Here is a 13,204-nt window from a genome sequence, read left to right on the forward strand (position 1 = left end):
CCGTAGTCCCGTGAGGCGCTGCTGGGAAATTTTTCCGCGAGTTTGCCAGCCTCCTTCGCCGATCCTTTGACGAAGAGCTGGACGCTGCCGCCATAGATGATGGCATCGTTGGTTCGGCCCATAGCGGTCAGGAAATCCGGATGGGGGGCGGGGATCGGCGCCGTTCCGATGCCGTCGACAACGTTTTCCAGCGGGAATTTGAGATCGTTGATCTTGTGCAGGGCAACCTCGAGCGCGCGCGCCACGATCTGCACGCCGCCGGCAAGGCTTTGTGTCGGCGCGTAGAGGAAGGTGAGCTTTTCCGTCGCCAGTCCAGTTGCCTTGCTCACTTTCTCAACGGTCGCGCGGGGAGGCGGTTCGGCCGTCTCAAGGATAAGCACCGCGGACGATGCGATGTCATGATAGGAAAGTGTTTCGAACAGCGGTTCGACCCGGGCGAGGGCCCGCGCAGGCCCAGATCCCATCGCGAAATAGTCCTGGCCAGACAGGTTCCAGCCCGCATACTGGCTGCCCAGGCAGGCCAGCACCGGCTGCGAAGATCGCGCTTCGACGGTGAACGGCCATTGCTGTGACGCGCGATCCATGAATACCGAAACGCTGCCGAGACCGCCCATCGCAGCCTCAGCCATGCGCATCCCGGCCTCGACGCTGCCGACGGTCTTGGCGCCGGCATCGATCAGGCGCTCGCCCAATGGTCCCTTGGAAACGACGATACGCAGGCGTTCGGCGTCGCCGATCATGCCGTCAACGATGCGCTGTGCATTGTCGTTCAGGAATGCCGAACCGTCTTTCATGTCCGGTCTCCTTCCCATTGGAGTTGCAATTGGCTGGCTTGTCCCTTGATGAGCCGCTTGGTCGATTGGGCGCTCGGACCGCGCGCGAAGACCGTGCAGACAGGGTCGCCGGCAATCAGACGGGTGCCAGCCGACTGTTGGTCCGCTGTCCATTCAGGCCAGGCAATCGACGGAAAGTGAGTGATTGGCGTCGCGGCGTAGGTCACCATCGACGCCATCGAATCGACGAAGCGCGGCAAGCGGAAGACCTGACCCGTCGCGGCGCGCAGATGCGCTTCGATCAATGGCGCGTCAACATCGTCGAAAATGTCGAGGGTGGCGCCCGGCCTCGGATTGATCTCGATGAACGTGTAGCCATCCGGTCCGCGGATCAGATCGGCGCTGCACAATCCAAGCAGGCCGGCGCGCCGCGTCAGACTTGAGAGCCAGCCGCCGATGACCGCCGCCTGTCTGCGATCGAAGCGTCTCAACCGTACGGCGCCGCCGTAGCGATAGGGCGCTGTGGGGGCGGGAGACGTCCATTGGTGGCTGAAACCCACGAGGTGCGCGGTTTGACCATTGCCGACGAACAGGGCCGAGATGCTGCGACCGGCAACGAAGCGCTGGAAGTAGCGGCCGGCGGTCGGGCTTTCTCCGGCTGCTCGTCTGACGTGTCCGCCGCCGGCGCCGCCCGCGGTCTTGACCACCCAGTTCTCCGGGTCAGGCGGCTGGTCCCATCGCAGTTGCGGATGCGGGATGCCGAGTTCGGCACAATCATCGGCCAGCAACTGCGGATCCTTGATCCTGCGGATCGCGGCGCCGCCATTGCCGGCGAGCCGAAAGTGTCGCGCGATTTTGTCCACGGTCTCAGGCATCCGCTCAAACCCTGAGCCCAGGACAATGGCGGCCGGCAGGTCGTCGCCAGCCAATCGCCGAAGCGTGTCGATGATGCGCTCGCCGTCGATGCCTCCTTGCAGGTCGCCTGGCAGCATTGTCGCGCGTTCTGCGAGCGCGACGGTGTCCGTATCGCAAAAGAAATCGGCGACCAGCGGACGATAGCCGGCGCGACGCGCGGCGGCGGCCAGCGCCCGGCCTGAAATTGCCGCGATCAAAAGAGATCCGGCGTTACTTGGCAATCTCGCGTGCAAGGGAAAACGCTTCCTGAAAACCGAGCGTGATCGTCTTTTCGGATTCGATCATTCTTTTGAAGAGACCGAATTCGACCTTATATTTGACATTGCCGATGGCAAGCGGACCAATGCCGACAGCTTTTGCCGCATCGAGTGGATCACCATTGGCATTGACGGCCAATCCTTCGATGCCGGCCGGGGGAACGGCATTGACGTCGGCCGCAATAAGCAGGTCATTGCCTTTCAATTGGGCTTTGGAGACCACCTGGACGCCAGCTTTGGCGCAAGCCAGGATAATTTCGTTGGCTTCGACCAGCTTTGTCTTGCGGGCGTCGCTCGATCCGTCAGCCGCATCGACGGTGAGGTGGAACCTGCTTTCGATCTCGGCCGCGATCTGCTTGACCCGTTCGATGCCGTCATGGCCGACAAGTGTGACCCGGGCACCTTCCCCTGCCGCGATGACGGCGGTGCAGAAGCCGACGACTCCGGTGGCGCCGAAAACAGCCACCCTCGTATCCCTGAGCGCACGCTGGAATTTCTTCTCCAGCGCCTTTTCGACCTTGGCCACCATCGCCGCGGCTGTGGTGAACGAGCCGGCTGGATCGGCAAATACCGAAACCTGGAAAGGCGGCACCATCGCCTTCTTCGCGGCGTCGAACATGTCGAGCGCCAACGAGGCATCCTTCCCGGCGATGAAGATGCCGGTGTCGACACCCGCATCCGGCGGGCGTGAAAAGATCGCGTCCTGGACCAGTCCTGTCACTTCGGCCAGGCCCACATCGACATAGGGGACGACGGCGTCGAAACCTGCGTCGAGCGCCATGTTCACGTCGAAGGGGCTCATCTGCTTCAACGGTGTCAGCATGTGCAGGATGTGTTTGCGGGCCATTTCTTGCCTTTCTGCCTGAAACTGAAGCGTCAGCTGCCGACGAGATCCAGCCTGGTTGAACTGATCTTCGCGCCGGAGTTCCTGCCCTTGACGATCTTGACCTCAAGGCCGCCCTCAACTGTCGTCTTCCGAACCGCGTCGACGAACTTGAGTGCGGCGTCCTGCGATGGCGCGAAGGCAAAGCCTGTCGGCCCCCAGGAACTCTGGCCGATGCCGACGGCGCCTGCTTCATTGAGACAGTGGGCCACCATCTCGACCCGCTTCGAGGTGAACACGCCGCCCTGGGCCGGGGCGAAATGGCTGCCGATCAGCATCTGTATCGCGGTGACGGCGGCGCCGAATGCCGGAAGGTCCCGCTCGACCAAAGCCGGCATTATGCCCATCAGCACCCTCCGGCAGATCTCCCCACTGCCTGCCGTTGGGAATGGCGGCAGCGAGCGAAACGCCGCAACCTCGGCTGCTCCATGCAGTCCATGCCCGGAATGGTCGAGGATGAGGAGGACGCGCCACTCTTCCGGAAACGGCAGCCGCGCGACGACCGGAGGCGTTCCGCCGCGGTCGTTCTTGCCGGCGTCGACTATGACGCCGCCGTCTTCGAAACTTGCGATGCCGATGCCGGATCGGCCGCCCCGCTCGAGCAGGTTAGCGTCGCCGGCGATGTCCAGAGGCAGATTGTGGAGCGTGCGCAACGCCGAGGCGACGGCAAGGGCGATCTGCGTGCCGGAGCCCAGACCCGCATGACTGGGGATCGACTGCTCGACCACCAGATGGTGCTGGCCGCGAATGCCGAGATGCTTGCAGAGCGTCGACAGATGCTCGCTGGCGCGGGTGCTCTCGGAGCCTTCGACGATGGTCTCGCTGGACCGCGACAGGGTGACGACGGTTTCGGGTTCGCTCAATGGAAGCCCGACGCTGCCGAACCGCCGTCCAGCATCGCCATTGAGATCAAGGAAGCCAAGGTGCAGGCGAGCGGGCACTCGTATGGTAACAGAATTCGACATCTGCCCCCCGATGGGTGCATCATGGATGCATCATGGAAGTTTAGGTGCCCGGTACCATGATAACTGTTTTCGTCGATGGGGCAAGCCAAAGAGAACGCATACGTGTTTGCCGGCTCCGGCGTGTGACAGACCGAGCAATTCGCGGAGGTCGAGATGAACGAGACAGTCAAGGAAAAGGTCTATTCGGAAGCCGAGATCGCCGACCGGCTTGAGAAGGAGCTGCCGAAATGGCGTTATGAAAACGGCTGGATCCGGCGCAAATACAAGACCCACAGCTGGAAATCGACGCTCATGGTCATCAACACGGTTGGTCATCTCGCCGAGGCGGCGTGGCACCATCCTGATATCACCGCCTCCTATGCCTGGGTCGAGGTGCGCCTGACGAATCACGCGGCGAAAGGCATTACCGACAAGGATTTCGAGTTGGCGAAAAAGATCGAGGATGTTGTCCAGTGGCAGCCGGCCAAGGAAGGCGGGGCACTGGAGGGCACTCCACTGACCGACCAACGCTTCGCTTACGTCAAATATGACTAAGCAGGGTCGGAATTTGTTGACGCGTATGAAAACATTCGCTGATCCGCTGCAGGGTGGGGTTCACGGCCAATCCAGTTTCGTCTAGGATCGAGCCGGCACCAGAAAGTAGTTTAGCGAATGGCGGTTGCTTGGATCGGCAACCGGGAAGCGCTGATTGAGCACGCGGCTGCGCATGCCGCGTCGCTATTGTCGTCAAGTCGGTGCCCGGTTTTCAGCTTTGATACGGATATAGATGGCACGAGGGCGGCGATCGCGCTGGCTGAGCGGGCTGGCGCGGCATACGACCATGCCGATGGTGCGGCACTTGCCCGAGAGACCGCGCTTTTTACCGACAAGGGGGCAATGACCGTCGCCCCCGGAGAGACGCGCCGGCGTGCCGATGTCGTGGTGATCGTGGGCGAGCTCCCGCGGATCCATCATGGTCTTGTCGGCGAACTTGCCGGGACGGTTCCCGACCTCTCGACCGGCAACCAGCGCGCGTTTTTCGTGGTAGGCCCAAACGGGATGTCTGTGCCGCCGCTGAACGGCGGACGCAAGGCAACGCAACTTTCCTGTGGCCAAGCTAGCCTCGCCGCCACGCTGGCGGCACTGAGGGCACAGTACAAAGGGCGGCGTACATCGCAACCGGTGTCGAATTTCAATGATTTTGCCAAAACTCTGGCGGCCGCGCATTTTCCCGTGTTCCTGTTTTCAGGCCACGCCGCCGAAGGCTTGGCATTGGAGATGCTGCAAGGACTGATCGCCGATCTCAATCGCAAATCGCGCGCATCCGGCCTTTATCTGCCGGCGAGCGAAAACGGGTGGGGAAGCGCGCTCGCCTCGGCCTGGATGACAGGTTTTCCGCTGCGCACCGGCTTTGCGCGCGGCCTCCCTGAATTCGATCCCTGGCGCTGCGATGTGGAGCGCATGATCGCTGCCGGCGAAGCTGACCTGCACCTGCGGATCTCCGCCGCAACGGCTCAACTACAGAAAAAAAGGGCACGCATGGCGCTGATTGTGCTGACGAAAACGGAAAAGCCGGTTGCCGGCGCCGCAGTCACCATGGCCATCGGCGAGGCTGGAGTCGATCACGATGCGGTTGTCTACTCCAGCCGCACGGGCTCGCTCAGGTCGATCGATGCGCAAGCGGCCTCGCAATTGCCCTCCGCCGCGACGATCATCCGCCTGATCGCTACCCACGCTTTCGCCGAGGCACTGCCATGCTGACGAAAATCGCCGGCGGCGACATCATCCATCCCGTCAACCGCCGTCTCGACAAGGGCGACCTCTGGATCAAGGACGACAAGATCGTTCCGGCGCCGGCGGGAGGGGCGGCCGACCGGACCATCGAAGCCAGCGGCTGCATCGTGATGGCTGGCGCCATCGACATCCACTCCCACATCGGTGGCGGCAATGTGAACACCGCGCGGCTGCTCTTGCCCGAACAGCATGCCGCCCATCAGCTGCGGCCAGCAATGACGCCGCTCTCCAATGCCGGCTGGTCGACCTTCCAGACCGGCTGCCTCTACGCAAAGATGGGCTTTACGACGGTCGTCGAGCCGGCGATGTCGCCGGGAGCGGCGCTGCACACGCATCTCGAACTGGCCGACATCCCGATCATCGACAAAGCGACCCTTGCCATTCTCGGCAATGACGATTTCCTGTTGTCGATGATCCGCGACGACGCCCCCCGGACGATGATCGAGGACTATGTCGCCTGGACGGTCGCTTCGACGCGAGCGCTTGGGGTCAAGGTGATCAACGCCGGTGCGGCGGCCGCCTTCAAGGAGAACGTCCGCACCTTCTCGCTGGATGATGTCGTGCCTTCCTATGGCGTCAGTTCGCGCAAGATCGTCAAGACGCTGCAGGCCGCCGTCGACAATCTTGGCTTGCCGCATCCCTTGCATGTCCATTGCAACAATCTGGGCAGCCCCGGATCGGCGGATACGGCGGCTGCGACGATTGCAGCGGCGGATGGACTGCCGCTGCATCTCGCCCACCTCCAGTTCTATGGCTATGGCACGGAAGGAAAACGCGGGTTTTCCTCTGCCGCCGCACGGCTTGCCGAACTGGTCAACGCGACGCCGGAAGTCACCATCGATATCGGCCAGGTGATGTTCGGCCAGACGGTCACGGTCTCCTCCGACGTCATGCGGCAATTTTCGGCGCGCGGCAGCGCGCATCCGAAAAAGACCGTCATTCATGACGGTGACGGCAATGGCGGCGGCATCGTGCCCTACAGCTATGGCAAGGACTTCTACGGCACGATGCAGTGGGCGATCGGGCTCGAGCTTTTTCTCCTGATCGACGATCCCTGGCGTGTGTTCTTCACCACCGATCATCCCAACGGTGCACCTTTTACCGCCTATCCGGCGCTGTTCGAACTGCTGATGAGCCGGGAAGCGCGCACCGAAATGGCCGCCGGACTTTCCCTATCCGCCCTGGCGCTCTCTACCCTGGCCGCAATCGACCGCGAATACACGTTCGAGGAAATCGCCATCATGACGCGCGCGGCGCCAGCCAAGCTGCTCGGCTTGACGGATCGAGGCCATCTCGGCGCCGGCGCAACAGCCGACGTCGCTGTCTATCGCAGGGACCGCAGTATCGCGAAAATGCTCGGACAGGCGGCGTATGTTTTCAAGGATGGCGATCTCGTCGTGCAAGACGGGGAAATCATCCATTACCGCTGGGGCAAGGCATTGAGGCTCAAGCCGCCTGTCGACAAGGCAATGGTGCGACGGCTCGAGGACTATCACCAGCAGCGCTACGGCCTGTCGCTGGACTGGTTTAATTTCCCGGATTCCGCGATTGCGCGCGAACAGCCATTCGGCGAGGTGCCATGCCGAACATGAGCATCAATGGCGTAACGATCGACGATACCTTCGCGGAAGCCTTCGGCATGCGCGCAACCGCCATCGTCATCACCGCGCCGAGCCGGAAATGGGCTCGCCAGGCGGCGATCACAATGACCGGCTTCGCCACCTCGGTGATCGGTTGCGGCTGCGAAGCGGCAATCGATCTCGACCTGCCGCCATCGGCCACACCGGATGGCCGGCCGGGCTGCCGCGTCATGATTTTCGCGATGGGAACGGACGAATTGCAGAAACAACTGCTCAATCGTGTCGGCCAGTGCGTTTTGACCTCGCCGGGTTCCGCCTGCTTTGCCGGGCTGCAGGGCAGCGCCGAGCTCAAGCTCGGTTCGGCACTGCGTTATTTCGGCGACGGCTGGCAGATCTCCAAGAAGATCGGCGACAGGCATTTCTGGCGTATTCCCGTCATGGATGGCGAGTTCCTGTGCGAAGCAACGACCGGACTGACGAAGGAAGCTGTCGGTGGCGGCAATTTCTTTGTCATGGCGCAAAGCAGCGCCAGCGCTTTGGCCGCTGCCGAGGCCGCGGTCGCTGCGATCGGCATGGTGCCTGGCGCCATCGTGCCGTTTCCGGGCGGCATTGCCCGTTCGGGTTCCAAGATTGGTGGCAAATACAAAGGCATGATCGCCTCGGCCAACGAAGCCTACGCGCCGACACTGCGCGGCGTCGTCGCGAGTGAACTCGGTCCCGACATCAACGCTGTCCTGGAAATCGTCATCGATGGTGAGACCAATGATGCAGTTGCCGCCGCGATGAAGGCCGGCATCAAGGCTGTCATAGAGCTCGGCCCGAAAAGAGGCGCGGTTCGGATCAGCGCCGGCAATTACGGCGGCAAGCTCGGAAAATTCATCTACTCGCTGAAGGATATGCTGCCATGAAGGCGCTGACCTTCACCCTGGTTGCCGAGCCGCCGGAGCGCCTTGACCTGTCGCCGCTGACGCCGGAGCGGCTGGCCGGGATCGACAGGCGCGACGTTGAAAGAATCCAGATCGGCATGACGAAGCACGGCTCGAAGGTGGGCGACATTTTTCGCGTCGCCGGCAGCGATCCGACAAACATCGTGTTCGAGGGCGGATGCACGCGCCTCGACCTTGTGGCGCAAGGCATGCGGGGTGGGTCGGTTCGCCTCGTTGGCAATGCCGGCGCCCAGGCCGGGCGCGCCATGCGCGGTGGCAAGCTCACGATCGAAGGCAATGCGGGTCCACACGCCGGCTCCGGCATGCGCGGCGGCAGGCTTGAGATAACGGGCAATGCCGGCGACCACCTCGGTGCGCCGCTCGTCGGGGAACTGGCCGGCATGAACGGCGGTGTTTTGATTGTCAGGGGCAAAGCGGGCGCCTTCGCCGCGGACCGCATGCGGCGCGGCCTGATCGCGGTGCTGAAAGGCTCCGGCGACCATGCAGGCAGCCGTATGATCGCCGGCACCCTGGTGGTGGCCGGTGGCACCGGTGAGATGCCCGGCTATCTGATGCGTCGCGGTTCGATCCTTCTCGATCGCGCGCCGGCACGCATGTCGCCGAGCTTCGTCGAATGCGGCGCACCCGAAAGCGTCTTCGCCGCCATCATCGATCGTTATCTGATTGCCGAGGGCATTTTGAAACGGCCGCTTCTGGGGAGCGCACCGCGCAAATATGGCGGGGATAACGCAGTGCTTGGAATGGGCGAGGTTCTTTTTCCGCGCTGAGATCCGTCGACACAGGAACCATACGATGGCAGGACGCAAGTGCTTGCCGCTGGGGTAGTGGTGGGGCCGACCGTCATTCGACCTGCAACGTGGAGAACACATGAAAATCATCTCTCAAGCGAAAGCCCATGGCGGCGTGCAGGGCGTCTATTCCCATTTGTCGACGAGTTGCCGTTGCGACATGACTTTTGCCGTTTTCATACCTCCGCAGGCGCGGGAGGCGCCTTGTCCCGTTGTGTGGTATCTCTCAGGCCTGACGTGTACCCACGCCAATGTAATGGACAAGGGCGAGTACAGGCGCATGGCGGCCGAGCTCGGCCTGATCGTCGTTTGTCCCGACACCAGCCCGCGCGGGGCCGACATTCCGGATGAAAAAGACAACTGGCAGTTCGGCTCCGGCGCCGGCTTCTATCTCGATGCGACGCAAGAGCCTTATGCGAAGAACTATCGTATGTATTCCTATGTCGCCGAGGAGTTGCCGGCCCTCATCGCGGCTGAATTTCCAGCCGATATGGCACGCCAGGCAATCTTTGGCCATTCGATGGGCGGGCATGGCGCGCTGACGATTGCCTTGAAGAATCCGCAGCGGTTCAAGAGCTGCTCGGCGTTCGCCCCGATCGCCCAGCCAAGCACCGCCGGCTGGTCGAAACCGGCCTTTGAAAAGTATCTCGGCAAGGATGAGGCCTCATGGCGAACTTGCGACGCGACGTCGCTCATCGACGACGGATACCGTTTCCCCGAATTTTTGGTGGATCAGGGAACGTCGGATGGATTTCTTGACGACGGGCTGAGGCCTTGGCTGCTTGAGGCGGCCTGCGCCACAGCAGGTATTCCGCTAAAGCTGCGGATGCAGGATGGATACGATCACTCGTATCTTTTCATCTCCAGCTTCATGGACGATCATCTGAGATGGCATGCTGAGAGGCTTTGATCTGGGCAGGCCGAAGGCATGGCCAGATGCAAACAAGTTATTGCGACGCCTTACACCGAGAGCGCCGCGCTTGCCGCCGTCAAACGCTACACATCCCTGGATCGCGAAAATACTGAAAGCACTGGCCAGCCCCGATGAGGTTCCCGACCCACCCTGCGGCTGCTGGGGCGAAATGCCTGATGGCATCCAGTATTTCGAAGTGCCCTTGGGCGAGGGTCGGAAGCTGCTGTTCGTCCGCATCGGCCAGGACGAGCCGCTGTTTGACAAGCAGACGCTAAGGGTGTTGCCGGCGAGTTAGACGCCCGGACCAGAGCCTGATCCGGATCGAGTGGAGGCCTGCCTCTATGCCTCTACGTATTCCGCGAGGCTGACACCCTTGGGCACATCCAGCCCATCGGCTCGCAAACCTTCGATGTGAAAGCGTATTGCATCGCGAATCTCGGTTTCCACTTCAGGCACAGTGGCACCTGTCGCGATGCAGCCGGGTAGGTCCGGCACATAGGCAGAAAAATTATTTCCTGCTTTTTCAATCACCACCGCGTAACGCATGTCATCACTCCTTCAAACCTGACTGCTTGAGGATGCTGTTCAGTGTTCCTGGCGCAACCTCTTCAGACGGCTTGCCAGCCACGGTGACGCGGCCGGCTTTGACTTCATGCTTATATTGGCGATGGCTGCCCTTGGTTGCAACCAGATACCAGCCATCGGCCTCCAGCAGGCGAATGATCTCGCGAACTGTAAGCCGAGGTGGCACTAGATCTCAGCTGCACCCGCTCGTCGAGCCACACGTATCGCACTTCTCACAGGTCCCGTTCCGCACCATCGTGAAATTCTGGCACTCGGAGCAGGAATTGCCGGTGTAGCCCTGGAGCAGCGATTTGGCGCGGCGGTCGTTGGCGAGTTTTTTTGCTTCGGCCGCCTCGACGGCCGCCGCGTCGGTGAACAATCCCGCCGTGGCATCGGAGGCAGCACCCGCCGCTTCCTCGAAGGCGATGTCCTCGGCCAGTTCCTTCGCCCGCTCCTCATAGTCGCGCTTGTAGGCGACCGCTTCGTCGCTGGCGGGTTTCAGCGCCAGCACGTTGGAGCCGGAGAAGGCGGTCGGTGCCGAGCGGGCAGGGGCGCCCGATGGGGCCGCAAAGCCTTTCGGATCGTTGCCGCTGACGCGCGACACCAGCTTCACCGGCGAGGCGCCACGGGTCAGGCCCTTGGAGACCGCATCGGTCTTGCCTTCGCTGATGCCACGGCCAAGTGCGGTGTTGGAAAAGTCCGACTGGTCGACATGAGCGAGATCGTTGCGGCCGAGGTAGGAGATCGCCAGCTCGCGGAACACGTAGTCGAGGATCGACGTCGCGCTCTTGATGGCGTCATTGCCCTGCACCATGCCGGCCGGCTCGAACTTGGTGAAGGTGAAGGCGTGCACATATTCGTCGAGCGGCACGCCATATTGCAGGCCCAACGAAATGGCGATGGCGAAGTTGTTGAGAAGGCCACGCAAAGTCGCGCCTTCCTTGTTCATGTCGATGAAGATCTCGCCGAGACGGCCATCGTCATATTCGCCGGTGCGCAGGAAGATGGTGTTGCCACCGATCTTGGCTTTCTGCGTGTAACCCTTGCGGCGGCCGGGCAGCTTTTCCTGCTCGCGCGACACGCGCTCGATGATGCGCTCGACGATCCGCTCGGTGATCTGTGCGGCACGCGCTGCCGCAGGTGCGGCGAGCAGCTGCTCGACGGCTTCATCCTCATCGTCCTCGCCATCGGCGAGCAGCGAGGAGTTGAGCGGCTGCGACAGTTTCGAGCCGTCGCGGTAGAGCGCGTTGGCCTTCAGCGCCAGCTTCCACGACAGCATGTAGGCGCCCTTGGCATCTTCCACCGTCGCATCGTTGGGCATGTTGATGGTCTTCGAGATGGCGCCGGAAATGAAGGGCTGTGCCGCCGCCATCATCTGGATGTGGCTGTTGATCGAAAGCGAGCGCTTGCCGATCTTGCCGCACGGGCTGGCGCAGTCGAACACGGCGAGGTGTTCGGCCTTGAGGAACGGCGCGCCTTCCAGTGTCATGGCACCGCAGACATGGATGTTGGCGGCCTCGATGTCCTTGCGGGAGAAGCCGAGCGCCGGCAGCATCTCGAACGAGAAGTCGTTGAGCTGCTCGTCGGTGAAGCCGAACGTCTCCTTCACCCAGTCGGCGCCGAGCGTCCACTGGTTGAAGACGAACTTGATGTCGAAGGCCGACTTCAAGGCTGCGTTGAGCGCCGCGATCTTGTCGTCGGTGAAGCCCTTGGCCTTGAGCGCGCCGGGATTGATGGCCGGCGCCTGGTTGAGGTTGCCGTGGCCGACCGCATAGGCCTCCATTTCGGCGATCTGGGCTTCGGAATAGCCGAGCGTGCGCAGCGCTTCCGGCACGGCGCGGTTGATGATCTTGAAATAGCCGCCGCCGGCCAGCTTCTTGAACTTCACCAGCGCGAAGTCGGGCTCGATGCCGGTGGTGTCGCAATCCATGACCAGGCCGATCGTGCCGGTCGGCGCGATGACGGTCGCCTGCGCGTTGCGGTAGCCATGCTCCTCGCCGAGCTCGATGGCGCGGTCCCAGGCGGCCTTGGCGTGGGTTGCAAGGTCCTGCTGCTTCAGGTCGGAAGCGACGAGCGGCACCGGGTTGACGGCGAGCTTTTCGTAGCCCTGCTTCTCGCCATAGGCGGCACGGCGATGGTTGCGCATGACGCGCAGCATGTTCTGGGCATTGCGGTCGTAGTCGGCGAAGGCGCCGAGTTCGCCGGCCATCTCGGCCGAGGTGGCATAGGCCATGCCGGTCATGATCGCGGTGAGTGCGGCGCAGATCGCGCGGCCTTCATCGGAGTCGTAGGGAATGCCCGACGTCATCAGCAGGCCGCCGATATTGGCATAGCCGAGGCCGAGCGTGCGGTATTCGTAGGACTGCTTGGCGATCTCCTTCGACGGGAACTGCGCCATCATGACGGAGATTTCGAGCACGATGGTCCACAGCCGCACCGTGTGCTCGTAGGCTGCGATGTCGATCGTGCCGTCGGCGTTGCGGTAGGGCAGCAGATTGATCGAGGCGAGATTGCAGGCCGTGTCGTCGAGGAACATGTATTCGGAGCACGGGTTGGACGCCCGGATCGCACCGGCGGAAGCGCAGGTGTGCCAGTCGTTCATCGTCGTGTTGAAATGCAGGCCGGGATCCGCGGACGCCCAGGCGGCGTAACCGATCTTTTCCCAGAGATCCCTGGCCTTCAGCGTCTTCAGCACCTTGCCGTCCTTGCGGGCGGTCAGGTGCCAGTCGGCATCGTCCTCGACGGCACGCAGGAAATTGTCCTTCAGCGACACCGAATTGTTGGAATTCTGGCCCGAAACCGTGAGGTAGGCGTCCGAATCCCAGTCTGTGTCGTAGGTCTTGAAC

At 62.4% G+C, this 13,204-nt stretch carries 14 protein-coding genes; 7 read left to right on the forward strand and 7 right to left on the reverse strand.

From position 1 onward, the window contains the following. The 4 genes from mch to EN932_RS15135 form a co-directional block, all read right to left on the reverse strand. A partial coding sequence (mch, locus tag EN932_RS15120) for a methenyltetrahydromethanopterin cyclohydrolase (protein WP_128368895.1) occupies positions 1 to 794 on the reverse strand: 794 nt, incomplete at its 3' end. After that, a complete protein-coding gene (locus EN932_RS15125; RefSeq protein WP_127388255.1) occupies positions 791 to 1,885 on the reverse strand; it encodes an ATP-grasp domain-containing protein in 1,095 nt (364 codons plus the stop codon). The genes mch and EN932_RS15125, both read right to left, overlap by 4 nt. A 13-nt stretch (positions 1,886 to 1,898) precedes the next feature. Next, on the reverse strand, positions 1,899 to 2,792 hold the full coding sequence (locus tag EN932_RS15130) for an NAD(P)-dependent methylenetetrahydromethanopterin dehydrogenase (protein WP_013532031.1): 894 nt from the start codon (positions 2,790 to 2,792) through the stop codon (positions 1,899 to 1,901). 29 nt (positions 2,793 to 2,821) lie between these two features. Next, a complete protein-coding gene (locus EN932_RS15135) occupies positions 2,822 to 3,793 on the reverse strand; it encodes a beta-ribofuranosylaminobenzene 5'-phosphate synthase family protein (RefSeq protein ID WP_024504393.1) in 972 nt (323 codons plus the stop codon). Positions 3,794 to 3,946: 153 nt separating this feature from the next. Between EN932_RS15135 and EN932_RS15140 the strand changes: the two genes are divergently transcribed. From EN932_RS15140 to EN932_RS15170, 7 genes are all read left to right on the forward strand, one after another. Further along, positions 3,947 to 4,327: a 4a-hydroxytetrahydrobiopterin dehydratase gene (locus EN932_RS15140; protein WP_013532029.1), complete on the forward strand. Its 381-nt coding sequence runs from the start codon at positions 3,947 to 3,949 to the stop codon at positions 4,325 to 4,327. 384 nt (positions 4,328 to 4,711) lie between these two features. Then, entirely contained in the window at positions 4,712 to 5,533 is an 822-nt protein-coding gene (locus EN932_RS15145) for a tungsten formylmethanofuran dehydrogenase (RefSeq protein ID WP_245483288.1), read from the forward strand. After that, positions 5,527 to 7,158, forward strand: a complete 1,632-nt coding sequence (locus tag EN932_RS15150) for a formylmethanofuran dehydrogenase subunit A (RefSeq protein ID WP_128368896.1) — start codon at positions 5,527 to 5,529, stop codon at positions 7,156 to 7,158. The genes EN932_RS15145 and EN932_RS15150 overlap by 7 nt, the downstream gene beginning before the upstream one ends. After that, positions 7,146 to 8,054 (forward strand): formylmethanofuran--tetrahydromethanopterin N-formyltransferase, encoded by a 909-nt coding sequence (gene fhcD, locus EN932_RS15155; protein WP_127368227.1) that lies wholly within the window; start codon positions 7,146 to 7,148, stop codon positions 8,052 to 8,054. Before EN932_RS15150 ends, fhcD begins: the two co-directional genes overlap by 13 nt. Then, positions 8,051 to 8,860 (forward strand): formylmethanofuran dehydrogenase subunit C, encoded by an 810-nt coding sequence (locus tag EN932_RS15160; RefSeq protein WP_128368897.1) that lies wholly within the window; start codon positions 8,051 to 8,053, stop codon positions 8,858 to 8,860. Before fhcD ends, EN932_RS15160 begins: the two co-directional genes overlap by 4 nt. A 100-nt stretch (positions 8,861 to 8,960) precedes the next feature. Next, positions 8,961 to 9,791: an S-formylglutathione hydrolase gene (gene fghA / locus EN932_RS15165; protein ID WP_127368226.1), complete on the forward strand. Its 831-nt coding sequence runs from the start codon at positions 8,961 to 8,963 to the stop codon at positions 9,789 to 9,791. Positions 9,792 to 9,861: 70 nt separating this feature from the next. Then, positions 9,862 to 10,089, forward strand: a complete 228-nt coding sequence (locus EN932_RS15170) for a hypothetical protein (RefSeq protein ID WP_244506949.1) — start codon at positions 9,862 to 9,864, stop codon at positions 10,087 to 10,089. Positions 10,090 to 10,133: 44 nt separating this feature from the next. On the opposite strand, the gene EN932_RS15175 is transcribed toward EN932_RS15170, so the two are convergent. The 3 genes from EN932_RS15175 to EN932_RS15185 form a co-directional block, all read right to left on the reverse strand. Next, entirely contained in the window at positions 10,134 to 10,340 is a 207-nt protein-coding gene (locus EN932_RS15175; protein ID WP_024504399.1) for a type II toxin-antitoxin system HicB family antitoxin, read from the reverse strand. Between the two features lie 4 nt (positions 10,341 to 10,344). After that, positions 10,345 to 10,545 carry a type II toxin-antitoxin system HicA family toxin gene (locus tag EN932_RS15180; RefSeq protein WP_013532021.1) on the reverse strand — a complete coding sequence of 67 codons (201 nt, stop codon included), beginning with the start codon at positions 10,543 to 10,545 and terminating at the stop codon, positions 10,345 to 10,347. A 6-nt stretch (positions 10,546 to 10,551) separates the two neighbouring features. Beyond that, positions 10,552 to 13,204, reverse strand: a 2,653-nt coding sequence (locus EN932_RS15185) for a vitamin B12-dependent ribonucleotide reductase (protein WP_128368898.1), incomplete at its 5' end; no start/stop codon positions are given.

The organism is Mesorhizobium sp. M7A.F.Ca.US.002.01.1.1, from assembly GCF_004022955.1.
In the GTDB taxonomy this organism is placed as follows: domain Bacteria; phylum Pseudomonadota; class Alphaproteobacteria; order Rhizobiales; family Rhizobiaceae; genus Mesorhizobium; species Mesorhizobium ciceri.